This is a genomic window from Bradyrhizobium yuanmingense (assembly GCF_900094575.1).
Taxonomy (GTDB): Bacteria; Pseudomonadota; Alphaproteobacteria; order Rhizobiales; family Xanthobacteraceae; genus Bradyrhizobium; species Bradyrhizobium yuanmingense.
This window is the reverse complement of record NZ_FMAE01000010.1, coordinates 197,507-222,289: the sequence shown is the minus strand read 5'-3', so window position 1 is coordinate 222,289 and position 24,783 is coordinate 197,507. Positions and strand designations below refer to the sequence as shown.

Annotated in this window: 24 protein-coding genes and 1 pseudogene; 12 read left to right on the top strand and 13 right to left on the bottom strand. The window is 65.5% G+C overall.

Translation table 11 applies throughout. The annotated features are described in order from the left end of the window. Positions 1 to 14 precede the first annotated feature (14 nt). Positions 15 to 650, top strand: coding sequence for a pyridoxamine 5'-phosphate oxidase family protein (locus tag GA0061099_RS31830; protein ID WP_036029306.1), 636 nt, complete (start codon positions 15 to 17; stop codon positions 648 to 650). A 153-nt stretch (positions 651 to 803) separates the two neighbouring features. Here the strand turns inward: GA0061099_RS31830 and GA0061099_RS31825 are convergent, their stop codons facing one another. Together GA0061099_RS31825 and GA0061099_RS40470 are read right to left on the bottom strand one after the other, a co-directional pair. Further along, positions 804 to 1,037, bottom strand: coding sequence for a hypothetical protein (locus GA0061099_RS31825; protein WP_036008072.1), 234 nt, complete (start codon positions 1,035 to 1,037; stop codon positions 804 to 806). A gap of 72 nt (positions 1,038 to 1,109) precedes the next feature. Next, positions 1,110 to 1,301, bottom strand: a complete 192-nt coding sequence (locus GA0061099_RS40470) for a hypothetical protein (protein ID WP_141697698.1) — start codon at positions 1,299 to 1,301, stop codon at positions 1,110 to 1,112. A gap of 182 nt (positions 1,302 to 1,483) precedes the next feature. On the opposite strand from GA0061099_RS40470, the gene GA0061099_RS39445 reads away from it, so the two are divergent. Both GA0061099_RS39445 and GA0061099_RS31820 read left to right on the top strand, forming a co-directional pair. Continuing rightward, positions 1,484 to 1,642 (top strand): hypothetical protein, encoded by a 159-nt coding sequence (locus GA0061099_RS39445; protein WP_193375209.1) that lies wholly within the window; start codon positions 1,484 to 1,486, stop codon positions 1,640 to 1,642. A 109-nt stretch (positions 1,643 to 1,751) separates the two neighbouring features. Beyond that, positions 1,752 to 2,609, top strand: coding sequence for an SDR family oxidoreductase (locus GA0061099_RS31820; RefSeq protein WP_036029308.1), 858 nt, complete (start codon positions 1,752 to 1,754; stop codon positions 2,607 to 2,609). Between the two features lie 64 nt (positions 2,610 to 2,673). Here the strand turns inward: GA0061099_RS31820 and GA0061099_RS31815 are convergent, their stop codons facing one another. Continuing rightward, positions 2,674 to 3,189 (bottom strand): YciE/YciF ferroxidase family protein, encoded by a 516-nt coding sequence (locus tag GA0061099_RS31815; RefSeq protein WP_036008066.1) that lies wholly within the window; start codon positions 3,187 to 3,189, stop codon positions 2,674 to 2,676. Positions 3,190 to 3,276: 87 nt separating this feature from the next. Here GA0061099_RS31815 and GA0061099_RS31810 point away from each other — a divergent pair, with 87 nt between their 5' ends. From GA0061099_RS31810 to msrA, 5 genes and pseudogenes are all read left to right on the top strand, one after another. Continuing rightward, positions 3,277 to 3,471: a hypothetical protein gene (locus tag GA0061099_RS31810; RefSeq protein WP_036029310.1), complete on the top strand. Its 195-nt coding sequence runs from the start codon at positions 3,277 to 3,279 to the stop codon at positions 3,469 to 3,471. 123 nt (positions 3,472 to 3,594) lie between these two features. Next, complete coding sequence (locus GA0061099_RS31805) at positions 3,595 to 3,774, top strand: hypothetical protein (protein WP_036008060.1); 180 nt, start codon at positions 3,595 to 3,597, stop codon at positions 3,772 to 3,774. A 180-nt stretch (positions 3,775 to 3,954) separates the two neighbouring features. Then, positions 3,955 to 6,297 (top strand): molybdopterin guanine dinucleotide-containing S/N-oxide reductase, encoded by a 2,343-nt coding sequence (locus GA0061099_RS31800; RefSeq protein WP_036029312.1) that lies wholly within the window; start codon positions 3,955 to 3,957, stop codon positions 6,295 to 6,297. Further along, positions 6,298 to 6,719 (top strand): annotated as a pseudogene (locus tag GA0061099_RS31795) (OsmC family protein). Between the two features lie 127 nt (positions 6,720 to 6,846). Further along, positions 6,847 to 7,362, top strand: coding sequence for a peptide-methionine (S)-S-oxide reductase MsrA (gene msrA / locus GA0061099_RS31790; RefSeq protein ID WP_036008049.1), 516 nt, complete (start codon positions 6,847 to 6,849; stop codon positions 7,360 to 7,362). 70 nt (positions 7,363 to 7,432) lie between these two features. Here msrA and GA0061099_RS31785 read toward each other — a convergent pair whose 3' ends face one another. From GA0061099_RS31785 to GA0061099_RS31755, 7 genes are all read right to left on the bottom strand, one after another. Further along, positions 7,433 to 8,593 (bottom strand): MFS transporter, encoded by a 1,161-nt coding sequence (locus GA0061099_RS31785; RefSeq protein ID WP_036029316.1) that lies wholly within the window; start codon positions 8,591 to 8,593, stop codon positions 7,433 to 7,435. A gap of 117 nt (positions 8,594 to 8,710) precedes the next feature. Continuing rightward, a complete protein-coding gene (locus GA0061099_RS31780) occupies positions 8,711 to 9,937 on the bottom strand; it encodes a Zn-dependent hydrolase (protein WP_036029318.1) in 1,227 nt (408 codons plus the stop codon). Beyond that, positions 9,930 to 10,715, bottom strand: coding sequence for an ABC transporter ATP-binding protein (locus GA0061099_RS31775; RefSeq protein WP_036029320.1), 786 nt, complete (start codon positions 10,713 to 10,715; stop codon positions 9,930 to 9,932). Before GA0061099_RS31775 ends, GA0061099_RS31780 begins: the two co-directional genes overlap by 8 nt. Beyond that, positions 10,712 to 11,485, bottom strand: coding sequence for an ABC transporter permease (locus tag GA0061099_RS31770; protein ID WP_036029322.1), 774 nt, complete (start codon positions 11,483 to 11,485; stop codon positions 10,712 to 10,714). Before GA0061099_RS31770 ends, GA0061099_RS31775 begins: the two co-directional genes overlap by 4 nt. Before the next feature lie 61 nt (positions 11,486 to 11,546). Continuing rightward, positions 11,547 to 12,491 (bottom strand): ABC transporter substrate-binding protein, encoded by a 945-nt coding sequence (locus tag GA0061099_RS31765; protein ID WP_036029324.1) that lies wholly within the window; start codon positions 12,489 to 12,491, stop codon positions 11,547 to 11,549. 105 nt (positions 12,492 to 12,596) lie between these two features. Next, the gene (gene hutC / locus GA0061099_RS31760) at positions 12,597 to 13,322 is read right to left on the bottom strand and encodes a histidine utilization repressor (protein ID WP_074448225.1); all 726 of its coding nucleotides are present in this window, start codon (positions 13,320 to 13,322) and stop codon (positions 12,597 to 12,599) included. Further along, a complete protein-coding gene (locus GA0061099_RS31755) occupies positions 13,319 to 14,677 on the bottom strand; it encodes a formimidoylglutamate deiminase (RefSeq protein ID WP_036029335.1) in 1,359 nt (452 codons plus the stop codon). Before GA0061099_RS31755 ends, hutC begins: the two co-directional genes overlap by 4 nt. Before the next feature lie 87 nt (positions 14,678 to 14,764). Here GA0061099_RS31755 and hutI point away from each other — a divergent pair, with 87 nt between their 5' ends. Genes hutI through hutU form a run of 3 tightly spaced genes read left to right on the top strand, consistent with a single transcriptional unit; the run spans position 14,765 to position 19,216 of the window. After that, complete coding sequence (gene hutI / locus GA0061099_RS31750) at positions 14,765 to 15,979, top strand: imidazolonepropionase (protein ID WP_036029336.1); 1,215 nt, start codon at positions 14,765 to 14,767, stop codon at positions 15,977 to 15,979. Next, positions 15,976 to 17,535, top strand: coding sequence for a histidine ammonia-lyase (hutH, locus tag GA0061099_RS31745; protein ID WP_036029422.1), 1,560 nt, complete (start codon positions 15,976 to 15,978; stop codon positions 17,533 to 17,535). Before hutI ends, hutH begins: the two co-directional genes overlap by 4 nt. 10 nt (positions 17,536 to 17,545) lie before the next feature. Beyond that, positions 17,546 to 19,216, top strand: a complete 1,671-nt coding sequence (gene hutU / locus GA0061099_RS31740) for a urocanate hydratase (RefSeq protein ID WP_036029338.1) — start codon at positions 17,546 to 17,548, stop codon at positions 19,214 to 19,216. 89 nt (positions 19,217 to 19,305) lie between these two features. On the opposite strand, the gene GA0061099_RS31735 is transcribed toward hutU, so the two are convergent. Then, a complete protein-coding gene (locus tag GA0061099_RS31735; RefSeq protein ID WP_074448224.1) occupies positions 19,306 to 21,315 on the bottom strand; it encodes a putative bifunctional diguanylate cyclase/phosphodiesterase in 2,010 nt (669 codons plus the stop codon). A 268-nt stretch (positions 21,316 to 21,583) separates the two neighbouring features. Continuing rightward, positions 21,584 to 22,738 carry a hypothetical protein gene (locus GA0061099_RS31730; protein ID WP_050996092.1) on the bottom strand — a complete coding sequence of 385 codons (1,155 nt, stop codon included), beginning with the start codon at positions 22,736 to 22,738 and terminating at the stop codon, positions 21,584 to 21,586. Positions 22,739 to 23,176: 438 nt separating this feature from the next. Between GA0061099_RS31730 and GA0061099_RS31725 the strand changes: the two genes are divergently transcribed. After that, a complete protein-coding gene (locus tag GA0061099_RS31725) occupies positions 23,177 to 23,986 on the top strand; it encodes an ABC transporter substrate-binding protein (RefSeq protein ID WP_036029345.1) in 810 nt (269 codons plus the stop codon). Here the strand turns inward: GA0061099_RS31725 and GA0061099_RS31720 are convergent. After that, positions 23,960 to 24,658, bottom strand: coding sequence for an ABC transporter permease (locus GA0061099_RS31720; RefSeq protein ID WP_036007971.1), 699 nt, complete (start codon positions 24,656 to 24,658; stop codon positions 23,960 to 23,962). The genes GA0061099_RS31725 and GA0061099_RS31720 overlap by 27 nt on opposite strands. Between the last annotated feature and the right edge of the window lie 125 nt (positions 24,659 to 24,783).

The window sequence follows — 24,783 nt, the reverse complement described above, 5'->3', positions numbered from 1 at the left end:
AGGGAGGTTCGCGAATGGGCAGCCAGGGTGCAGGCGGCAAGCCGCCGGTCAAGACGCAAGAGGATCTGCGCGCGCATTTCGGGCAGCTCAGCCCGCTCGCCGAGAAGAAGGTTCTCAGCCATCTCGACAGGTTCTGTCGCGACTTCATCGCGCTTTCCCCGTTCCTCGTCCTTGCCACCAGCGACGGCAACGGTCATGCCGATGCAAGCCCGCGCGGCGACGCGCCGGGCTTCGTCGCCGTGCTCGACGACAAGACGCTGCTGATCCCGGACCGGCGCGGCAACAACCGCGTCGACACCTTCGGCAATATCATCGCTTCCCCTGGCATCGGCCTGATCTTCCTGGTGCCGGGGATCAACGAGACCCTGCGCGTCAATGGCCGCGCCGAGATCTCGCAGGATGCCGAGCTGTTGACGCCGCTCGCGGTGCAGAACGTGGTCCCAATCATCGGGCTGAAGATCCATGTCGAGGAGACCTATTTTCATTGTGGCAAGGCGCTGATGCGCTCGAAGCTCTGGAATCCGGCTGCTCAGGTCGAGCGCAACAGTTTCCCGACGCTCGGCCGGATCATCGCCGAGCAGACTGTCGCCATCGCGGTCGAAGAGGCCGAGAAGACGATGGAAGAAGGATACCGCACGAGGCTCTACTGAGAATGACCAATCTGATCTAGCGGTCCGCCCTGCAGAAAGTTTCGACGATACGCTATATGCTCGCAGCCTGCCGCCGTGAAATGTCTGCGAGGTAGGTAGCGAGCGGCAGCACTGAGCGCACAGACGCGACGAATCCGAACGGAAGCGGCATCGTCACGCTGCGAGGAAGAACCCGATGGCCGATGCCACGCTGTTGCCGCCGGCGCGCATGCCCGGAATGGCAACGAGCACTGCGCCGACGAGCAGAATGAGAACTGCAATGAGTTGCCGCTGGGACGGCACGCGCCGTGCGACAAGCAATCCCAGCAGAATGGTGAAGATCGGCAGCGAGCCGTTGGCGAACGCTCCCCCGTATGCCGCCGACGCCCCCTTCAACCCAAAGTACATCAGAATGCTCTATAGCGCGCCGGGACCACAAATTGACATCGACAGGATTGCGTGCAGCGGCAGGTGGCGCGGTCACCAGGCCTTGGCGAACGGAAGAACCAGGGGGCCGGTGACCAGGGACCGAAGTGCGGTCAAATCGAAGGGTGTCAGGCCGGATTGCATGCCGGCCCTCGAGAAGACGAGAAAGCCGGACCAGATGCAGAACACGCCGGCTGCGCTCAGGAGACCGAAAATCCGCTCGTTCGATTTGGCTACAGGTGTCAAGCCCGTGTCCGATTGCTTGAGATATCTTAGCGCACTTTAAAACACCTGCGAGTTTCAAGATGCTCTCCGCAACATGGTCCTCAAGGGTGACGCCATGGTGAGCGATCCGCGGGAGTTTTTCTAGCCGAGAGTTCCGCAAGCCGCTGGGGCAGCCCGGCATTCGCGAGAAACAGGAGGGTGCGTTGAACGATCGCCAGGCATTGGATGGTCGCGACGACGTCGACGGCGGCAACCGCCGGCTTGCTGCAGCCTATCCGGGCGCGCCGTTCTCGAATGGGTTCCTGTGGGCGGAGCCCGGCAAGCCTATCGTCACACCCGCTCGGACGGTGTGTGAGAGATGACGTCGTAATCGGATCTCTGGGGGTGCGGCCACGCTGTGCGATGACGGAATCAACGCCAGGAACACTTCCGGCGGCGCTCCGTTAGCGCAGCAAACGCCGGGAGTTGTCCATGACCAATTATCCAAAGCCGCCTTATCCTGCGCAGCAGCAGCCGATGCCGGGCTCGACGCGGGCCATGCAGCCGCGACCGGATCACGGCGAGGAGAGTTACAAGGGCTCCGGCCGTCTTGCCGGAAAGAAGGCCATCATCACGGGCGGCGACAGCGGCATCGGCCGCGCGGTGGCGATCGCCTATGCGCGTGAAGGCGCGGATATCGTCATCTCCTATTTGAACGAGGACGAGGATGCGGCCGAGGTCAAGGCGCTGGTCGAGCGGGAGGGACGCAAGGCCGTCCTGATCCCGGGCGATATCAGCAATCCCGAACATTGCAGCGCCATCGTGCGTCGCACCGTCGAGGAGCTCGGCGGCATCGACATCCTCGTCAACAACGCTGCCCATCAGGCGACGTTCAAGGACATCGCGGATATCAGCGACGACGAATGGCGGCGGACATTCGAGATCAACATCCACGCCATGTTCTATCTGGCCAAAGCCGCCGTCCCCCACATGCGGCCGGGCTCCGCGATCATCAACACGGCCTCGGTGAACTCCGACATGCCGAATCCGAGCCTGCTGGCCTACGCCACGACCAAGGGTGCGATCCAGAATTTCACTGGCGGGCTTGCGCAGATGCTGGCCGAGAAGGGCATTCGGGTCAATGCGGTGGCCCCGGGGCCGATCTGGACGCCGCTGATTCCCTCGACCATGTCGGAGGAAAGGGTCAAGAACTTCGGCAAGCAGGTGCCCATGCAGCGCGCCGGCCAGCCGGCCGAGCTCGCGACGGCCTATGTCATGCTGGCCGATCCGCTTTCGAGCTACACGTCGGGGGCGACGTTGCCCGTCACCGGCGGCAAGCCGTTCATCTGATCCAGGCGAGCACCGTGGCGGCACCGCACTACCGGCGCCGCCACTCTCAATCAGTCGCTTTCAATCACGCAGCGCTGGACGCCTTGGCGTTGACGCCTTTGCGCAGGGCCACCGTGTTCAGCTTGGTGTTGGCGGCCTTCTCTTCGTTCAGATTGGTGGTGAGGAAGCGCACGATGTCGTCGTGGCCGAGCTCTTCCGCCCAGGCGATCAGCGTGCCGTACCGGCACATCTCGTAATGCTCCACCGCCTGTGCGTTGGCGACGATCGCGGCGTCCAGCACGGCCTTGTCCTCGATCTCGCCGGCGGTCTCGTCGGCTTCCTTGATCAGGCCGTCGATGGCCGGGCAATGCGTGCCGCTCGGCTCCTTGCCGAGCTTGGCGAAGACCTTGTCGAGGCGCTCGACCTGCTTGTTGGTCTCTTCCAGATGCGCCTTCAGCCCAGCGACGAGATCCCTGTTGGTGGCCTTGTCGATCATCTTCGGCAGCGCCTTCAGGATCTGCTGTTCCGCGTAGTGGATGTCTTGGAGCCCGTGCAGCAGCAGGTCTTCCATCGACTGGATGTCCTTGGTGAAGAATCCCATAAAAGACGTCTCCTTTTCACAATGATGGCAGTGGAACGCGGAGCTGCCGCCGCTGTTCCATTCCCGTGTGCAGATCGGGAGAGCCGAATGAGCGATGGAGTGGATCATTTTGTGGGCCTGCTCGGACGTGCGGCGATGGACGTATGGGGCGACATGCCTCGCGACATCCAGGAGGCACTGTTCGAGACCGCGATGAAGGGCCGCGACACCGAGCGTGAGGAGCTGGCGCGATTGCTGCACGAGCGGCATCCGCGCACGCTGCATCCGGCCCGGCCGGGCTGACGCCGGCGGGCTGGGAACGAACATGCGATCTCCTGATTGGTGAATCGGGTGGCGCCACACGGGCTCCAACGAGGACCGCGCGGGGCGCATCGCCCGAGCCTGTCAACCTGTGAGTCGACCGACGTGACTGAGAATATCGGCAAATGGTACGACCCGATTTCGGAGCGGTGGATCGTGCCTCGCCAACCCCACACCATCGCCGCGTTCGATCGGTCGAGCGCGGAGAACGTGCCGGAGGCGAACAAGAGAGAAGAGACGCAGCGGATCTGGAATCTGCTGGTCGATTGCTGCGCACGTGGATGATGCAGCGTCGGCGCCAAAACGAGCGACATGACGCGCTCGACGGCGCTCGGGAGTGTCAACGGCCTTGAGGCTGGCTTTGCGCGGGGCAGGCCAGCGTTCCCGTCAACCCTGATCTCGACGACGTCCGGAGCGGATCGGTATATTACCACCCTGCCGACGCCGCCGGAACAAGGATCAGAGATGGACGATACGATTGGCTTCCCCGACCCCGGTCTTGACCTGTCGGACGGCTTCAAGCCGCACACCTCGCATTGGGGCGTGTTCTCCGCGCGCCAGAGCGCGGCCGGGTTGGAGGTCAGGGCCTATGCGGGCGATCCCGATCCGAACGGCATCATCGACAATTTTCCGGGCGCGCTCCGCCACCAGGCGCGCATCGCCCAGCCGGCAATCCGCCGCGGCTGGCTCGAGCGCGGGCCGGGCCCGGACGATCGCCGCGGCCGTGACGAGTTCGTCTCCGTCAGCTGGGAGAAGGCACTGGATCTCCTCGGCGACGAGCTTGGCCGCATTCGCGACAACCGCGGACCCGGCGCCGTGTTCGGCGGCTCCTATGGCTGGTCGAGTGCCGGGCGCTTCCATCACGCCCAGAGCCAGGTGCATCGCTTCCTCAATATCGCGTTGGGCGGCTATGTGCGCTCGGTCAACACCTATTCGTCCGGTGCGTCCTCGATGCTGCTGCCGCAGATCCTGGCCGGCTACGAGGACATCACCAAGCGCAACGTCACCTGGGAGCAGATCGCGGCCGAGACCGACATCGTGCTGGCGTTCGGCGGCATGGCGCTGAAGAACTCCATGGTGGCCGGCGGCTCGATCAGCAAGCATGTCGAGCGCGGCGCCATGGCGGCGGCGCGGGCGCGCGGCTGCGAGTTCATCCTGGTCAGCCCGCTGCGCGACGATCTGCCGGTCGAGGCCGGCGCCGAATGGATGAGTTGCGTGCCCGGCACCGACACCGCCCTGATGCTCGGCATCGTCCATACGCTGGTCAGTGAGAAGCTGCACGACCAGGCCTTCCTCGACCGCTACACCGAGGGCTGGGCAATCTTCCTGCGCTATCTCAACGGTGAGAGCGACGGGCAAGCCAAGCACGCCGAATGGGCCGCCGCGATCTCAGGCGTCAGTGCGGATGCGATCCGCAAGCTGGCGCGGCGTCTCGCCGGAAAGCGCGCGCTCGTCACCGTCTCCCATTCGCTGCAGCGCGCCGAGCATGGCGAGCAGCCGGTGTGGATGGGCATGGTGCTGGCGGCGGCCCTCGGCCAGATCGGCCTTCCCGGCGGCGGCTATGCCTATTCGCTGGGTGCGATCGGCTATTACGGCCGCCGCGTCAACGACGTGCCGGGACCGACGCTGGGGCAGGGCCGCAACGGCGTTGCCGATTTCATTCCGGTGGCGCGCATCGCCGATATGCTGCTCAATCCCGGCACCACATATCGCTACAACGGCGAGACGCGCACCTATCCGGATATTCGTCTGGTCTACTGGGCGGGCGGCAATCCCTTCCATCACCATCAGGACATCAACCGCCTGCGCAAGGCCTTCGCGAAGGTGGACACGCTGGTCGTGCACGAGCTCGCCTGGACCGCCACCGCCCGCCACGCCGATATCGTGCTGCCCGCGACGATGACGCTGGAGCGCGAGGACATCGGCTATTCCACCAACGATCCCCTGATGGTCGCGATGCACCGGATCGCCGAGCCGTTCGGGCTCGCGCGTGACGATTACGATATCTTCGCCGATCTCGCCGAGCGTCTTGGGGCGCGCGAGTCGTTCACCGAAGGGCGCACGTCGCGGCAATGGCTGGAGCATCTCTACGAGCCGACCCGCGCATCGCTTGCCAAGCGCGGCCTCGAAGCGCCGAGCTTCGAAGAATTCTGGGCGCGCGGCAGCCTGGTCGTGCCGCAGCAGCCCGATGACGGCGGCCGGCTACGCCGCTTTCGCGAGGATCCCATCAATCACGCTTTGCCGACGCCGAGCGGACGCATCGAGATCTACTCGGCCAAGATCGCAGGGCACGGTGATGCGGATTGTCCCGGACATCCGGTCTGGCTCGACAAGAGCGATGTTCCCAAGCCGGGGGCACCGTGCTTCCTCGTCGCCAACCAGCCCGTGACGCGCCTGCACAGCCAGCTCGATTTCGGCGGACATTCGCTGGGCTCGAAGCATCGCGGCCGCGAGGTCGCGCGCATGAACCCGGTCGATGCACAGGCGCGCGGCATCAAGGACGGCGACATCATCCGCCTGTTCAACGAGCGCGGTGCCTGCCTCGCCGCGGTCCGCGTTACCGATGGCATCGCGCCCGGCGTGGTTCAGCTGCCGACCGGCGCGTGGTACGATCCGATGGATCCGGAAGACGAGGCGCCGCTCTGCGTTCACGGCAATCCGAACGTGCTGACCCGCGACGTCGGCACCTCGTCCCTGGCGCAGGGCTGCACCGGCCAGTTGACGACCGTCGAGGTGGAGAAGTTCACCGGCAATCTACCGCCGATCCGCGCGTTCGATCCGGTTTGGGCAAAGCAAGGAGACCTTTAGATGATCCGCAAGGCAACAGCAGTCTGGAAGGGCACTGGTCGCGATGGCACGGGCCATCTGTCGAGCGAATCCGGCGTGCTCGCCGGGACGCCCTATTCATTCAAGACCCGCTTCGAGAACGAGAAGGGCACCAATCCCGAAGAGTTGATCGCCGCGGCCCATGCCGGCTGTTTCACCATGGCGCTAGCCTTCGGCCTGCAGATGGCGGGTTTCACGCCGGACGAGCTGTCGACCGAAGCCGCCGTTACGCTCGAGCCCGAAGGCAAGGGTTCAAGATCAGCAAATCCGCCCTGACCCTGCGGGCGAAGGTGCCTGGTCTCGACGATGCCGGCTTCGCCCGGCTCGCCGGCGAGGCCGAGAAGAACTGCCCGGTGTCCAAGGTGCTCAACGCCGCCATCACGCTCGACGCCAAGCTGGTCTAGGGCGCGCGCCTGCTTCCGGTCCATCCGGTCCAGGCCACCGCGTGGGCGTCAACGCGCGGCTTTCGGCCGGGCGGCCGAAAGCCTATATGATGGACAAGCTGTTGAGCGATCATTGGGAGCACATCACATGACGACGGAACGCGCAGTTTTGGCCGGCGGCTGCTTCTGGGGCATGCAGGATCTGATCCGCAAGCAGCCGGGCGTGATCTCCACCCGCGTCGGTTACACCGGTGGGCACGTCAAGAACGCCACCTACCGCAATCACGAAGGCCATGCCGAAGCGATCGAGATCGTGTTCGATCCGGCCAGGACCAGCTTCCGGACCATGCTGGAGTTCTTCTTCCAGATCCATGATCCGACCACGCTCAACCGTCAGGGCAACGATATCGGCACGAGCTATCGGTCGGCGATCTTCTACACCAGCGAGGAGCAGAAGCGGATTGCCGAAGACACCATCGCCGACGTCGAGGCGTCCGGCCTGTGGCCCGGCAAGGTGGTGACCGAGGTCGCGCCCGCGCGCGAGTTCTGGGAGGCCGAGCCCGAGCATCAGGATTATCTCGAACGTTATCCTGACGGCTACACCTGCCACTTCATCCGGCCGGGCTGGAAGCTGCCGCGGCGCGCTGCGGCAGTCGGAGGCTAGAGCCTGAAGAAGGTGGCTCGCCGGCTGTGGCGGTCCACCTCCTCATCGGTCAAAGCCGACGCGAGTCCGGTCACGCATCGACATGCAAGGTCCGGCGCTGCTCCGCGGTGACGGTCCGGGCGGTCAACGTGACGAGACCCATCAAGGCAGCGAGCAGCCAGAATGCCAGCGGCAGTCCGCCGAGCTGTGCGACGAAGCCGACGCCGGCAGGGCCCAGCAGGACGCCTGCATAGCCGGCCGTCGTGATCGCCGCGACCGCAAGTCCCGTGGGCATCACCTTTTGTTGCGCCGCCCGGCGGAATAGCACGGGCACGAGGTTCGAGGCGCCGAGCCCGATCAGCAGGAATCCGGCGATGGCGACCGCCGCCACGGGCGCGGTGAGCAGCACCACGAAGCCGGCGATCGCGATGAGGCTGCCCCACAGCAATGTCGTGCGGTCTCCGATGCGCGCAACGATGGCGTCGCCGCTAAGCCGGCCGATCGTCATCGCGATCGAGAACACGATGTAGCCGATGCCGCCTTGGGCCTCGCTGACGAGCCCGGCGCCGATCACGAGCAGCGCGCCCCAATCGAGCATCGCGCCTTCGACCAGGAAGGTGATGGCGCCGAGCAGCGCCAGCAGCAGCACCGATCCATGCGGCAGCACGAACAATGGGCCTTCCTGCACCTGCACCGATCGAAGCAGGCGCGGCCAGGTCACGAGCATCGCGATCAGCATCAGCACGGAGCAGATCAACGTCGAGGCGAGCGCGCCGAGCTGCAGAGAGAGCAGCGCCGTCATCAGCGCGGAACCGGCGAAGCCGCCGATGCTGAACAGGGCGTGGAAGCCGGACATCAGCGGGCGTCGCGCGGCGCGCTCCACCTCCACGGCGTGGATGTTCATGGCGACGTCGATCGAGCCTAGCGCGGCGCCGAACGCAAGCAGCGCCAGCGCCAGCGACAGCGGCGAGCTTGCGACCGCCAGCAGCGGCAGCACCAGCGTCAGACCGATCCCGCCCGCGACGATGATCGGCCGGCTGCCATAGCGCGCGCTGAGCACGCCGGTCAGCAGCATCGCCACGACCGAGCCGATGCCGAGGCTGAGCAGGAGCAGGCCGAGAACTCCGTCGTCGACGGCGAGCCGCGCCTTCGCGAACGGCACCAGGGGTGCCCAGCACGCGATGCCGAAGCCCGCAACGAGGAAGGCAAGCCGGGTGGCAAGGCGGGTTGCCGGCCGGTCGGCAGAAGACATGGGAACTCCGGGAAAGCAGGGGAGGAGACGGTCGACAGGCCCGAGGATTGCCGCGGCTTTATGGCAGAGCCCTGCTCGAATGGTCGTGGCAGGCGCTCAACGGCTGCATGCCTCGACCTAGCCCCCGAGGATCCGCCGGCACGCCTCGACGAACACCTCTGCGCCCGTCACGATATCGGCATCCGCCGTGTTCTCGGTCCAGTGATGGCTGATGCCGCCGATCGACGGCACGAACAGCATGCCGGCGGGCATGACGGTCGCCAGCATCTGCGCATCGTGGCCGGCGCCGCTCGGCATGCGGATGGACCGGCCGCCGGCGACGGCCTTGCTCGCGGCCTCGATCGCGTCCTGAAAGCTCGCGTTCATCATCGCGGGTGCGCCGGTGCGCAGCTTCGTCACGCTGACCGTGCAGGTGCCGTTGGCACTGGCCTCGTCCGCCATGGTCCGCAGCAATTGCTCCAGCCGCGCGATCACAGGCGGGTCGTCGTCGCGGATCTGGAACAGCATCTCGGCGCCACCGGGGATAATGCTCGGCGCGCCCGGATCGAGCGTGATGCGGCCGGTGGTCCAGACCGTGCGCGGGCCGCAGGCGGCGGGGAAACGCTCGTCGATCGCGACGCAGAACTTGGCCAGCGCAAGGCCGGCATCCTTGCGCACCGCCATGCGCGTGGTGCCGGCATGGTTCTGCTCGCCGGCAAAGTTGATCTGGTACTGCCAGATGCCGACGATGGACGTCACGACGCCGATCGCCAGGCGCCCGCTTTCGAGCGTGTCGCCCTGCTCGATATGCGCCTCGAGATAACCGACGTGCCGTCCCGGCTCGGCGGTGATGCGCGGACGCCCCGCCAGCCCCATGTCGGCAAGGGCATCGCGCATGCTGCGGCCGCTGGTGCGGTCGCGCGCGGCGTCGATGTCGGCCTCGGTCACCTGTCCGACATAGGAGCGCGAGCCGAGGAAATTACCGAAATGTCCCTCCTCGTCGCACCAGGCGGCGACCTCGACCGCGCCGTTCACCGAAGCGTCGGCATTGAGCACGCGCGCCGCCTCCAGCGCATAGACGACGCCGAGCGGGCCGTCGAGCCAGCCGGCATAGTTCTGGCTTTCCAGGTGCGAGCCCGCCAGCAGTTTCGGTCCGGACTTCGAGCTCGTCCCGAACACATTGCCGATGCCGTCAATCGTCGCGGAGAGCTCGGCCTCGGGCAGCTTCTGGACGAGCCACTCCAGCGACAGCTTGTGCGGCTCGGAGAAGGTCGGCTTGTGCACGCCGGTCTTGTAGGCGCCGAAGGCACGCAGTGCATGGAGGTCGGCGAGAACGCGATGTCCGTCGGCACGAGCGTCAGGCATGTTCGGCAACCTTCAGCGCCTCGGTTCGGATCTCCTCGACCAGCCGTTCCTTCAGCTGGACGAATTCCGGCGTGGTCTTGATCTTGTAGGAGCGGGGATGCGGCAGGTCTACATGAATGTCCGCCTTGATGCGGCCGGGGCGCGCGCTCATGACTATGACGCGGCTGCCGAGGAAGATGGCTTCCTCGATATCGTGGGTCACGAACAGCACGGTCTTCTGGTCGCGTTCCCAGATCCCGAGCAGCATCTCCTGCATCAGGGCGCGGGTCTGGTTGTCGAGCGCGCCGAACGGCTCGTCGAGCAACAGGATCTTCGGGTCGTTGGCGAGCGCGCGTGCGATCGCGGTGCGCTGCTGCATGCCGCCGGAGAGTTGCTTGGGCCAATGGTTTTCGAAACCGGACAGGCCGACCTGGCGGATGAAGGCATCGGCGATCTTGTGTCGCTCCGCCTCGGACACGCCGCGCTCTCGCAGGCCGAAGGCGATGTTCTCGCGCACCGTCAGCCAGGGAAACAGCGTGTAGGACTGGAACACCATGCCGCGATCGGCGCCCGGGCCGGTCACCTCGCGTCCGTCGAGCGTGACACGGCCGCCGGTCGGACGGTCGAGGCCGGCGACGATGCGCAGCAGCGTGGACTTGCCGCAGCCGGAGGGACCGAGGATGGTGACGAAGTCGTTGTTGCCGATGGTGAGATCGGTCGGCTCCAGCGCCCTGGTCGGCGCGTTGCCGTGACGCGCGGGGAAGGTGCGCGAGACCTGCTCAACCTTAAGAATGGTCATGCGAGCTTCCAGGGAAACAGCCAGGCATTGAACGCCTTGAACAGGAAGTCCGAGATCAGGCCGATCAAGCCGATCACGATGATGCCGAAGATGATCTGGCCGGTGTTAAGCAGCGCCTGGCTGTCGGTGATCATATGACCGATGCCCGAGGACGAGCCGATCAGCTCGGCGACGATGACGTAGGTCCAGGCCCAGCCCAGCACCAGCCGCAGGATTTCTGCGATCTCCGGCGCGGAGGAAGGCAGCAGCACGCGGCGGATGATCCCGCGGTCGCTGGCGCCAAGCGTATAGGCGGCCTCGACCAGATCGCGCCGGGTGGCGCCGACCGTCACCGCGACCATCAGGATCACCTGGAACACCGAGCCGATGAAGATGACGAGCAGCTTTTGCAGCTCGCCGATGCCGGCCCAAAGGATCAGCAGCGGGATGAAGGCCGAGGCGGGCAAATAGCGTGCAAATGAGACGAAGGGTTCGAGGAAGGCTTCGACCGGCTTGTAGGCGCCCATCAGCACGCCGAGCGGCACCGCAATGACCGCCGCGAGTGCGAAGCCGCCGACGACGCGCCAGATCGTCATGCCGATGTCGAACAGGAAGCCGTGCTTGGTGAGCAGCTCAAGGCCTTCCTGCATCATGGTGAGCGGATTGGCGAGGAAGGTCTTCGACACATGGCCGCCGAACGTCGCCCACGACCAGAGGGCGACGAACAGCACGAAGAACGCCAGGCCATATGCCGCACGTTGCTTCGATGTCACGGGATCCAGGGGACGCATCAAACTGTATCCGAATGGTGCGCCGGCTCCGCCTGAGGCGGAACCGGCAGCTTGGAGAACGTTACTTGATGAAGCTCGCGTCGTAGAGGTCCTCGACCTTTGGCACGGCCTTGATGATGCCGATCTCGAGCAGGAGCTCGGCGGCCTCCTTGTTGAAGGTCAGGAACTCGCCCGCGAAGAACTTCTGGTTCGCGGCCTTGTCCTGCCAGCGCAGATATTTCGCCGAGTTGCCGAACTGCTCGCCGGTCTGCTTCACGTCGGCGCCCATGATCTCGTAGGACTTGGCCTGGTCCTTGGCGATCGTCTCGAGCGCCTCGAAATAGCTGTCGGCGAGCGCCTTGGCGGCCTTGGGATTGTCGGTGAGGAACTTCGGCGTGCAGCCGAACGTGTCCATGACCATCGGATAGTCCAGCGTGGTGGCGATGATCTTGCCCTTGTCGGGCGCGGCACGCACGGTCGACAAGTATGGCTCATAGGTCATCGCCGCATCGTTCTGGCCGGAGACGAAGGCCTGCGCCGCAGCCGCCGGCTCGAGGTTCACCACCGTCACGTCCTTCGTGGTGAGGCCGTTCTTCTTCAGCATCCAGGCCAGCGCGAAGTAGGGCGAGGTGCCCGGCGCGGAGGCGGCGACGGTCTTGCCTTTCAGGTCCTTGATCGCGGCGATGTCGTTGCGCACGGCCATCCCGTCGGCGCCATAGCTCTTGTCGAGCTGGAAGATCTGCTTGGTGGCGACGCCGTTGGCGTTCCAGGAGATCCAGGTCTCGACCGTGGTCGCCGCACACTGGATGTCGCCGGAGGCGATGGCGAGATGGCGGTCCTTCTGCGGGATCTTCTTGATGGTGACGTCGAGGCCGTTTTTCTTGAAGATGCCGGCCTCCTTCGCCAGCGTCAGCGGCGCGAAGCCGGTCCACCCGGAAATGCCGATGCCGACCTTGACGTCCTGGGCGAGCGCCGGAGTGGAGGCCGCGAGAGCAATGATTGTCGCAAATACTGTCGAACTACGCATGATTATCGTCCTCTTGCCGATCGATGGTTTGACGTCCTGTTGATCTCTGCCGGCCCATATGGGCGGTTCCGCGAAGCGTTGCACGATTTGTGCCGACATATCCTCTCAGCCACCCTTGAATCGCGCGACAAGGCGGTGAGAGTCACCGGGATAGAGCAGGCGCACGGCGGTGATCGTGCGTGCGCTGCGCCAGGTATAGCGGTCGATCACGAGACAGGGGGCGCCGACGGCGATCGCGAGCGCTTCCGCCGCGCGGTCGTCCGCGACGATGGCGCTGATCGTGTGCTCGGCCTCGGTCCATGGGACATGGTGAAGCAGCCAGGAGCCGGGCGGCTCGCGCGAGAAATCCGCGGTTGCGGCGTCAGGAACGGACGAGAGATCGATCAGCCTGTCCTCGACCGCGAACGGGACCTTGTCGGCGCTGTGCCGGCAGGTGATCGCGACCACCTTGTTGGCCTTCTTCACGCCGAGCCGGTCGCGGTCGGCGGCCGTCGCCGCGCGCAGCTTGCGGCCGATCAGCTCGTAGCCGTAACTGCGGCCAAGCGCGGTGATCTCGGCGCGGATGTCGGCGATCTTGAGTACCGCCGACTGATGCTGCGGCCGGCGCACGAACGAGCCGGCGCGGCGCCGCCGCTCGATCAGATCGGCCTGCGCCAGCTCAGACAGTGCCTTGTTCACGGTCATGCGCGAGCAGCCGTAGCGCGCGACCAGCTCGTGCTCGAAGGGAATGCGATGGCCGGGCGGCCATTCGCCGGTCAGGATGCGCTGCTCGATGTCGGCGCGGATGCGCTTGTAGAGCGTCGGCCTGTCGGCATCGGTGACGAGGCTCATGCCACGAGCCTCCGCATCGATGCGTTGAAGCGTTCGCGTGCGGCTTGGCGCAATCCATGCTGACCGCGCTCGACCACCTTGTTGCCCCCGGCCCAGACGCAATCGATGGCGGCGCCGCCGGCAGAAAAAATCCAGCCGTCGATGACGGCATCCTGCGCGCGTCCCGCCAGCGATGGATGCGCCGTGTCGAGCGTGATGATGTCGGCGCGCGCGCCGGGTGTGAGGCCGACCGTCGGCTGCGCCAGCGCCCGCGCGCCGCCGGCGAGCGCCCCGTCGAACAGCGAGCGTCCCGTAGAGCGACCTGCGCCGCCGGAGAGGACGTTGCGCTGGCGGTGCTTGAGCCGCTGGCCGTATTCGAGCTGGCGCAACTCGTCTGCGGCGCCGATCAACACGTTGGAATCGGTACCGACGCCGAAAAAGCCGCCGGCGTCAACAAACTCCCGCGCCGAGAAAGTGCCGTCGCCGAGGCTCGCCTCCGTGATCGGGCAAAGGCCGGCGACCGCGCCCGTCTTGGCGAAAGCCGTCACTTCCTCACTCGTCATGTGGGTCGCGTGAATGAGGCACCAGCGCCGATCGACAGGCGCGTGCTCCAGCAGCCATTGCACCGGACGCCGGCCCGACCAGGCGAGGCAATCCTCGACCTCCTTCACCTGCTCGGCGGCATGGATGTGCACCGGCCCGCCCTCGGCGAGCGGAAGGATCGCGGCGAGATCGTCCGGCGTGACCGCGCGCAAACTGTGCGGAGCGATGCCGATATTGGCGCCGGGCAAGGCGCTGATCGCCTGGCGCGAGGCCGTCATCAATGCGGCGAACTGATCGACCGAGCAGATGAAGCGGCGCTGCCCGGCATGCGGCGCTGCGCCTCCAAACGAGCCATGCGCATAGAAAGTCGGCAACAACGTCAGCGCAATGCCCGAGGCTTCGGCCGCCTGTGCAATCCGCGTGGCCATCTCGGCGGGGTCAGCGTAGGGCGAGCCGTCGCGGTCGTGGTGCAGATAGTGGAATTCGCCGACGCGGGTAAAACCCTGCTCGAGCATCTCGACATAGAGCAGCGTCGCCACAGCCGCGACGTCGTCGGGCGTCATCGCCAGCGCAAAGCGATACATCGTCTCGCGCCAGGTCCAGAACGTGTCGGTGGAATCGCCGCGCAATTCGGCAAGGCCTGCCATGCCGCGCTGGAAGGCGTGGCTGTGCAGGCTCGCAAGTCCGGGAAGCGCGATGGCATGGCGTTCGTCGCCGGCGGACGGCGCCACGCCCGGCGTCACCGCGGCGATCGCGCCGGCGGCGATCACCACCTGCACGTCATTGGCCCAGCCGGAAGGCAGGAGCGCGGAAGCGAAATGCAGTCGGGTCATGATCTACACGCCGGCTGGACAGAACCGTCTTACGATTATATGTCTAGACATATAAGTCAAGCATCCCCAGGGCGAAGGGATACCCGCATGGCAGAGCGCTTCGACCGGATCTGGCACAATGCCCGCCTCGCGACGATGCGGGTCGATCGTCCCGATCTTGGCGAGATCGAGCATGGTCTCATCGCCGCACGCGGCGGTCGCATCGCCTATGCGGGCGCGAAAGCGGATTTTCCCGCCGATGCAGACGCTATCGAGCGGATCGATTGCAAGGAGCGCTGGATCACGCCTGGTCTCGTCGACTGCCATACCCATCTGGTCTATGGCGGCAACCGCGCGCATGAATTCGAGCTGCGCCTGAAAGGGGCGAGCTACGAGGAGATCGCGCGCGCCGGCGGCGGCATCGTTTCGACTGTGGCGGCAACGCGCAAGGCGAGCGAAGCCGAGCTCGTCGCAGGCGCGCTGCCGCGGCTCGACGCGCTGACGGCTGAGGGCGCCACTACGGTCGAGATCAAGTCCGGCTACGGCCTCGACACAGAAACCGAGATGCGCCAGCTCGCGGCTGCGCGCAGCCTCGGCCGTGAGCGGCCTGTTACGATCCGCACGTCGTTCTTGGGCGCGCATGCGCTGCCGGTCGAGGCGGGGGGCGACAAGGATGGTTACATCGATCTCGTCTGCAAGGAGATGCTGCCGGCGATCGCAAACGCGGGCCTCGCCGATGCCGTCGATGCCTTCATGGAGGGCATCGCATTCTCCGCCGAGCAGACTGCGCGGGTGTTCGAAACGGCGAGGGGACTTGGACTGCCGGTCAAGCTCCATGCCGACCAGCTCTCGAATCTCGGCGGCGCCGCGCTTGCCGCGAAATTCTCGGCGCTCTCGGCCGATCATCTCGAGCACACTGACGAAGCCGGTGCCGCCGCCATGGCGAGGGCCGGCACGGTGGCGGTGTTGTTGCCCGGCGCGTTCTACTTCATTCGCGAGACGCAGAAGCCGCCGGTCGAGACGTTCCGCAAGCACAACGTTCCCATGGCGCTGGCGACCGACTGCAATCCCGGCAGCTCGCCACTGACCTCGCTGCTGCTCGCGATGAACATGGGCGCGACATTGTTCCGGATGAATGTGGCCGAGTGCCTCGCCGGCGTTACCCGTGAAGGCGCGCGGGCGCTCGGCCTGCTGAACGAGATCGGCACACTGGAAACCGGCAAATGGTGCGACCTCGCGATCTGGGAGATCGAGCGGCCGGCCGAGCTGGTCTACCGCATCGGCTTCAATCCGCTGCACAAGCGGGTATGGAGGGGGCAGTGACGGAGCAGGAGACAGCGATCGTCGTCAAGCCGGGAACAGTGAGCCTCGACAATCTCGCGCGCGTGCTCGAAGGTGCTCCCGTCGTGCTCGATCCTTCGTTCTGGCCGCGTGTCGATGCGGCTGCGCTGATCGTTGCGCAGGCCGCGCAGGCCGACGTCCCCGTCTATGGCATCAACACCGGCTTCGGGAAGCTCGCGTCGAAGCGCATTCCGCCAGACCAGACCGCGCTGCTTCAGCGCAACCTCATCGTCTCGCATTGCTGCGGCGTCGGCCAGCCGACGCCGGAGCCCATCGTCCGCCTGATGATGGCGCTCAAGATCGTCTCGCTCGGCCGCGGCGCTTCCGGCGTGCGCCGCGCGGTGATCGAGCAGTTGCAGGACATGCTGGCCCGTGGCGTCTATCCGCTGGTGCCGCAGCAGGGCTCGGTCGGCGCCTCCGGCGATCTGGCACCGCTTGCGCATATGACGGCCGTGATGATCGGCCAAGGGCAGGCGATCATCGATGGCAAGATCGTGTCCGGCAGCGAGGCACTCGTCGCCGCCGGCCTCACGCCGCTGACCCTTGGGCCCAAGGAAGGCCTCGCGCTGATCAACGGCACGCAATTCTCGACCGCCTACGCGCTATCGGGCGTGCTGCGCGCATTTCGCCTCGCCCGCGCCGCGCTCGTGACCGGTGCGCTGTCGGTGGACGCGGCGATGGCGTCAACGGCACCGTTCCGGCCCGAAATCCAGGCGCTGCGTGGCCATGCCGGCCAGATCGCGGCGGCTGCGACGCTGAATGCGTTGCTCGACGGCAGCGACATCCGTATGTCGCATCTCGAGGGTGATGAGCGCGTGCAGGATCCCTATTGCCTGCGCTGCCAGCCACAGGTTGCCGGTGCTGCGCTCGATCTGATCACGCAGGCCGCGCGCACGCTGATCGTGGAGGCCAATGCCGTCACCGACAACCCGCTGGTGCTGGTCGAGACCGGAGAGATCGTCTCCGGCGGCAATTTCCACGCCGAGCCGGTGGCGTTTGCCGCAGATGCGCTGGCGCTGGCGCTGTCGGAGATCGGTGCAATCAGCGAGCGGCGCATCGCGACGCTGGTCGATCCCGCGCTCAATTTCGGACTGCCGCCGTTCCTCACCCCCGATCCCGGCCTCAATTCCGGCTTCATGATCGCCGAGGTGACGGCGGCCGCGCTCTATGCCGAGAACAAGCAGCGTGCGCTCGCCTGCTCGATCGATTCGACGCCGACCAGCGCCAATCAGGAAGATCATGTCTCGATGGCCGCGCATGCTGCGCGGCGCCTGTCCGACATGGCCGACAATCTCGCCGCCATCCTCGGCATCGAGCTTCTGGTCGCCGCTCAGGGCATCACGCTGCGCGCGCCGCACGCAACCAGTGCGCCGCTGGTCGCCGTCATTGCCGCGTTGCGTGAGCAGGTGCCCGCACTGGGCGCCGATCGCTACATGGCCGGTGATCTGGCCAAGGCCGCTGCATTGATCGAAGCCGATGCGCTTCCAGCTGCTGCGCTCGCCCAGCTTCCCACCGATCCGTTTCCGAGACTCGTCTGAAGAGGCCCGCATGAACCGCCGTCTGGACAATGACCGTACCATCCGCGCTCCCCGCGGCAGCGACATCAGCGCCAAGAGCTGGCTCACGGAAGCGCCGCTGCGCATGCTGATGAACAATCTCGACCCTGACGTCGCGGAACGCCCGAGCGAGCTCGTCGTCTATGGCGGCATCGGCCGCGCCGCGCGCGACTGGGAGAGTTTTGACCGGATCGTTGCGGCCTTGCGCAAGCTCGAAGCCGACCAGACGCTGCTGGTGCAGTCCGGCAAGCCGGTCGGCGTGTTCCGCACCCATGCCGATGCACCGCGCGTGCTGATCGCGAATTCCAACATCGTGCCGCATTGGGCGACGCTCGATCATTTCAACGAGCTCGATCGCCAAGGCCTGATGATGTACGGCCAGATGACGGCCGGCTCCTGGATCTATATCGGCAGCCAGGGCATCGTGCAGGGCACCTATGAAACCTTCGTCGAGGTCGGTCGGCGTCATTACGGCGGCAGCCTCGCCGGTAAATGGATTCTCACGGCCGGCTTGGGAGGCATGGGCGGCGCGCAGCCGCTGGCGGCGACCATGGCCGGCGCTTCGATGCTTGCGGTCGAATGCCAGCCGAGCCGCATCGAGATGCGCCTGCGGACCGGTTATCTCGACCGGCAGGCCGCAACGCTTGATGAAGCGCTCGCGATCATGGCGGACGCTGCGAAGACGAACAAGGCGGTCTCGGTCGGCCTGCTCGGCAACGCCGCGGAGATCTTCCCTGAGCTGGTGCGCCGCGGCGTCAAGCCCGACATCGTCACCGACCAGACCAGCGCGCACGATCCCATCAACGGCTACTTGCCGAAGGGCTGGACGCTTGCCGAATGGGAAGCCAAGCGCGCGTCCGATCCGAAGGCAGTGGAGCGTGCCTCGAAGACGTCGATGGTCGCGCATGTCCAGGCCATGCTGGATTTCCACGCCCAGGGCATTCCGACGCTCGACTACGGCAACAACATCCGCCAGATGGCGCAGGACATGGGCCTGAAGAACGCGTTCGATTTCCCCGGCTTCGTGCCCGCCTATATCCGTCCCCTGTTCTGCCGCGGTATTGGTCCGTTCCGATGGGCCGCGCTGTCGGGCGATCCCGAGGACATCTTCAAGACCGATGCCAAGGTCAAGGAGCTGATGCCTGACGACAAGCATCTGCACAATTGGCTCGACATGGCAAAGGCGCGCATCAAATTCCAGGGCCTGCCGGCACGCATCTGCTGGGTCGGCCTCGGCGATCGCCATCGCCTCGGTCTTGCCTTCAACGAGATGGTGGCGCGTGGCGAGCTAAAAGCGCCGATCGTGATCGGCCGCGACCATCTCGATAGTGGCTCGGTGGCGAGCCCCAATCGCGAGACCGAGGCGATGAAGGATGGATCGGACGCCGTCTCCGACTGGCCCCTGCTCAACGCGCTGCTCAATTGCGCCAGCGGTGCGACCTGGGTGTCGCTGCACCATGGCGGCGGCGTCGGCATTGGTTACTCGCAGCACGCGGGCATGGTGATCGTCGCCGACGGCACGCCCGAGGCTGCGAAGCGGATCGAGCGCGTGCTGTGGAACGATCCCGCCACCGGCGTCATGCGCCACGCCGATGCAGGCTACGACATCGCGATCGAGTGCGCTCGTGACAAGGGGCTCGATCTGCCGAGCCTGGCGGAGTAGACGAGGCTTTAGAGCATGATCCGGAAAAGTGCGTAGCGGTTTTCCGAAAAGATTATGCTCAAACAATAACCTAAAGCGCGCATCGCGCTTTAGGCCACGACCCTGGCCCCGGTGCCGTCGAGGCGCCGGCTCTCCTTCGCAAGATGGTCGCCAATCGCATCGGCAGGCATCGGCTTGGCGAAATAGTAACCCTGGATGAAGTCGCATCCCAGGCGGCGCAGGGTGTCGAGCTGAGCACGCGTCTCGACGCCCTCGACGACGCAGGCGATCTCCATGTCGTCGCAGAGACCGGTGAGCGATTTGATGATCTTGTGGCTGACGGGATTCTCGTTGATGTCGGAAACGAAGCTGCGGTCGACCTTGATCTTGTCGAGCGGCAGCCGGTGCACGTGGCTCAGCGACGAATAGCCGGTGCCGAAATCGTCCAGCGAAATGCCGCAGCCCATTGCCTTCAGCGTTGCGATCGATTGCTGTGCGCGGACGAAGTCGAAGGTGACGGCGGTCTCGGTGATCTCGAAATCGATCCGGCGCGGCGGCAGCCCGCTCTTCTCGATGATCGAGATCAGCGGCAGGATGCCCTCCGCCGCACAGACATCGTGGGCTGAGAGATTGAACGACAGGCGGATGTGATCGGGCCATGTCCTGGCGATGGCGAGCGCGCGCACCAGCAGCGCCTGCGTCAGCGGCCGGATCAGTCCGATGCGCTCGGCGGCCGGAATGAAATCGGCCGGGGAGACCAGGCCGAGGCGGGCGCTGCGCCAGCGCGCCAGGACCTCGAATCCGGCGGTGTGCTCGCTCATGGCATCGACGATCGGCTGGAACACCAGGTCCATCTCGGTGCTGAAATCGGCGGTGCGCAGCAGATTCTCGATGACTCCGCGACTGCGGATCTCGGCCTCGAGCTCGCTCGAGAAGATCACGGTGCGGCCGCGCAGATGGCGCTTGGCGTGATAAAGTGAATAGTCGGCGCACTCATAGAGTGCTTCCGCGGTCGTTGCCGATTGGGGAAACGAGGCAAAGCCGATCGAGCAGGACAGCCCGGTATGGGCGGTGTCGAGCTGGTAGGGAAGCCTGACCTGGTCGCCAATGCGCTGGCCCAGCCGCAGCAGGTCCGCATCGTCGGGGTCGCCGCAAACGACAAGGCCAAACTCGTCGCCGCCTAATCGGGCGAATTCGACCCGCTGCGGACCAAAGCCCTCGCAGACCTCGCGGATGCGCCGGCCGGCCTCGATCAGGACGCGGTCTCCGACCGAATGGCCGTAATTGTCGTTGATCGGCTTGAAACCGTCGAGATCGATGATGCCGACCGCGATCCGAACTTTCCTGCGTTCGGCATCGGTGAAGGCGCTCGACAGCTCGGCGAAGAAGCGGCGGCGGTTCGGCAGCTCGGTGAGTGAATCGAGATTGGCAAGGCGGAAGTTCTCGTCAGAGAGCGCCTGCGTCGCCGCCTGTTGCGCGAGCAGCGACTTGCGGCTGGCGACGAGATCGGCGAAGTCACGGTAGTAGATGAACAGCACCGTCACCATCGCGGCGGAAACCAGGAGGTTGTTGACCGCGATCGCCTTCAGCGTCGGCTCGCCCGTGGCAAAGAAGAACAGCACATAGGGCACGTCGACGATCAGCGTCACGATCAGCGCCGCCGAGCGCAGATGCATCAGCGAGAAGATGCAGCCGATCACGGTGACCGCCATGTAGAACGCGACCTGGCTCTTGGCGAAGGGATCGCCGTAGGGGTAGAGCGCGAAGGACCAGGCGGTGAAGCCGGCACCGATCGGCAGGGTCAGCCAGTTGGTGGCGCGCAGATTGCGCAGGATGTCGGCATCGCTGCGCACCAGCCGGCGCTGGCGTAGCCACCAGAAGGTCCGCAAGCCCGCGAGCACCGTCAGCACGGCCGGCACGATCATCGTCAGCCAGTCCGGCGCCACGTTCACATAGGTGTAGGCGACCGCAATCGTGTTGCTGATGAGGATGAAGTAGAGCAGCGGGATCTGCTTGGAGAAGGCGTCGAACTGCGCCCGCGTCAGGTCCGGATTGTCGGCGGGAACGCGAAACAATCGCATCGCGGCGGCAAGATGAGATTTCAAATCGGCAATAGGCATTGCAATACGAGCCCCAGATCCCCTGAAAAACGTGGGCAATCTTGCACGGCAGGGGTAAAGGGGCCGTTAGATCAATTCTGGCCCGGGCAGGCCAGCACTGGTTGCGCGCTGCCTTACGATTTTCCGATCGCGTGCATTGGTGAGGTCCCGTTAAGGATATCCGGCCGCAGCGTGCGCACGTCTCAGGCACAGGTCGCCCGAAATCGCTGCAGCTACCGCCTGCTATCGCCCATGCGCGACATCAGCCTAGCACATGGCCACGGTCGGATCAGGCGAGGACGGCCTGGCGCTCGCGCGCCGGTTCGCGGACGCGCTCGCTGGTCCGCGGCTCGGCAAGCTGCGTGAAGCTCCGATGGCTCGCCTGAACCGGTGCCTCGACGATCACGCCCTCACAGACGATCTGTCCGCCGAGCATCCTGAATTCCAGCTTGTCGTAGCGCGGCATTGTCTCGCCGGGTGCCGGGGGCAGCAGCCCGATGCTTCCCTGGATGTTCAGCGCGGCTTCGCCGGTGCCGTGCAGCCGCGGATTCCACATCCTGATTCCGCTCTCCGCCCAGCGCTGCCGGATCAGCGCCGCGCGGTCGGCGGGCTCTGCGGCTCTCGCGCGAACTTTCGGTACGCGGCGGAGCTCGGAAGGGGGAGACGCGAGAGGCTGAACCGGCTCGATGGCGGTGACGCCGCTCAATGAGTCGTTAGTTGCCGCAGCGAGCGGAACATCGTTTGTAGGGACTTGCGGGCTTTCGACAACGGGCGCCGGTTCGCTGTCGGCGCTGGCTTCAGAGGCATCAGTCGTGACGCTATCGGCCTCGGCGCGGAGAAGCTCGACTTCTTCGACAGCGACCGGATCGACGGCGGCGGAAACGTCGGGCGAGGAGGCTGCCTCGATGATGACATCAGGGACATCAGTCAAGGCGGTCGTGACGTCCGCTGACGAAATCACAACCTCCTCTATGACGGCGGAGTCGATCTCTGCAGGAATCTCAGCAGGCGATGCATCGTCGTCAACGATGGCGAGATCAGAGGCTGCAACTGGCCCACTCTCCGCACCGACCGATGCAGTCAGCACCTCCTCGGAGACTGGCGGCGTCGCGGGCGCCTCGATTTCCGTCACGGTCTCCGGAGAGGAGTCCCCGCTGATACGGATTTCGTCGGACGGATTCTCCGCGACGACAGACACAGCCGCATCGTTCTCCGCGACCAGAGCCTGGGTGGCGGGGGCAGCGTCGTCGCGCACCGGGGCGGTGCTGATCTCGGCGCTTGGAGCTTGAGCCGGGACCGCGACGTCTTCGATGATGGCGGGCGCAGCGTCCGTGACGGTCGGCGCGACCTCAATGTTGCCGCTGTGCGGCATAGGCCGGAGTCGGGAAAACGCCCAGTTCACCGCAGGGATGCGGCGCAGCAACGATATCAGTCTCGAAAGCACTGGGAGTTGTCCAAGAGGTACTCGGCGTGAGGCAATCGCTGATTCGCCAGCAATGTGAAAACCTGCCCCGGCCGTCACATCCGTGTCAACGTAGGCAGGACCAATTGCAGAACATCCACGCATCCAGCGCGCATCCGCCCGAGTTACGCAACCCGCACAGCAGCCGATGATGCAATAATACCCCTGTTTTGCCCGACGCCGCAAGCGTGCCTTCGGTAATACCGAAAATGCTCAGGCGTTTCAACCCCATCGCTACTGTGCATGGGGTTGTTTTTTCACTTCTTGTTTTGCAGGCGTGCCTAGCCCGCGCCGGCGCGTTTTTTCTGTCAGACGAGGTGCACCGCCCGCATCAACTCTCGTTGCGATCCGAAGCTTGGGGCTCCCGCCATCCTCGCGAGCCGCTATTCAGAACCGTCATTGCCCAGCCCGGGACGTCGCATGAGGAAGCTTGTCACCATCGGAGCGGTCCTGCTCTGGTCCACAATCGCATCCGCACAGGATCGCACCATCACCGTGGCTTCAACCACCTCGACGGAACAGTCGGGGCTGTTCGGTCATCTGCTGCCGCTGTTCGCGAAGGCCGAAGGCATCGGCGTGAAGGTCGTCGCCGTCGGCACCGGCCAGGCGCTGGACATCGGGCGGCGTGGCGATGCCGACGTCGTGTTCGTTCACGACCGGGCGGCCGAAGACAAGTTCATGTCCGAAGGGCAGGGCGTGAAGCGCTTCGACGTCATGTACAACGACTTCGTCATCATCGGCCCCAAGAGCGATCCGGCGCAGATCTCGGGCAGCAAGGACGTGGTCGATGCGCTGCGCAAGATCGCGACGCAGAAGGCGCCGTTCATCTCGCGCGGCGACAAGTCCGGCACGCATGCGGCCGAGCTGAGACTATGGAAGGAGGCTGGCGTCGACCTCAGTGCCGGCAAGGACATTTGGTACCGGGAGATCGGCCAGGGCATGGGTCCGGCGCTGAACATGGCCTCGTCGTCGAATGCCTACCTCCTGTCGGACCGCGGCACCTGGCTGTCGTTCAAGAACCGTGGCGAACTCGCCATCCTGACCGAGGGTGACAAGCGGCTCTTCAACCAGTACGGCGTCATGCTGGTCAATCCTGCAAAGCATCCGAACGTGAAGGCAAAGGAGGGACAGGCCTTCGTCGACTGGCTGGTTTCGCCGCAAGGGCAGCAGGCGATCGCCGGGTACAAGGTCGGCGGCGAGCAGCTATTTTTCCCCAACGCGCCCAACTAGGACGAAGGCGACGGTCGAGACCGCGACGCTGAGAGCGAGCAGGATCAGCCCGAGTCCGAGCGCCAGCGGCAGCTCGCCTTTGCTGGTTTCCAGCGCGATCGCCGTCGTCATCGTGCGGGTGAAGCCACGGATGTTGCCACCGACGATGATGATGGCACCGACTTCTGCGATGGCACGTCCGAACGCGGCGAGAAAGGCCGTCAGCAACGAGGTCCGGCCGAGCGCGAACAGCAGGGCCATGCTGCGCAGGGCCGACAGCCCGTCGATCCGCGCCAGGTCGCCATACTCCGCCCACAACAGGCTTGCCGGCCGGTGCACCAGCGCCACCACGATCGGCGTCGCCAGCAGCGTCTGCGCGATCACCATGGCGGCCGGCGTGAACAACAAGCCCGCCGCCCCGAACGGGCCGGACCGCGACAGCAAGAGATAGAGCGCGAGCCCGACCACGACCGGCGGAAGCCCGAGCAGGGCATTGGTCAGAATGATGATGATTTGGCGTCCCCGGAAGCGGGTGATCGCAAGCAGGGCTCCAAAGGGGGCGCCGATCAGGAGCGCCAGGATGCTGGCGGTCAGGCTGACCCGCAACGACAGGGCGACGATGCCCAATAGCTCGGTGTCGGCGTCGCCGATCAGCGCAAAGGCGGCACCGATAGATCGTGCGAAATCGTTCATCCGGTCTCGGGCAAGCCCCTGTTCCGCGGTAGCCCCGCGCCGCCCTTCTCGCTGCTGCCGCTGCCATAATCAAGGGGCCAGGGGGTGGGCAACCCCGCCGGAGCCGTTGGAGAAGGGCTCAGGAT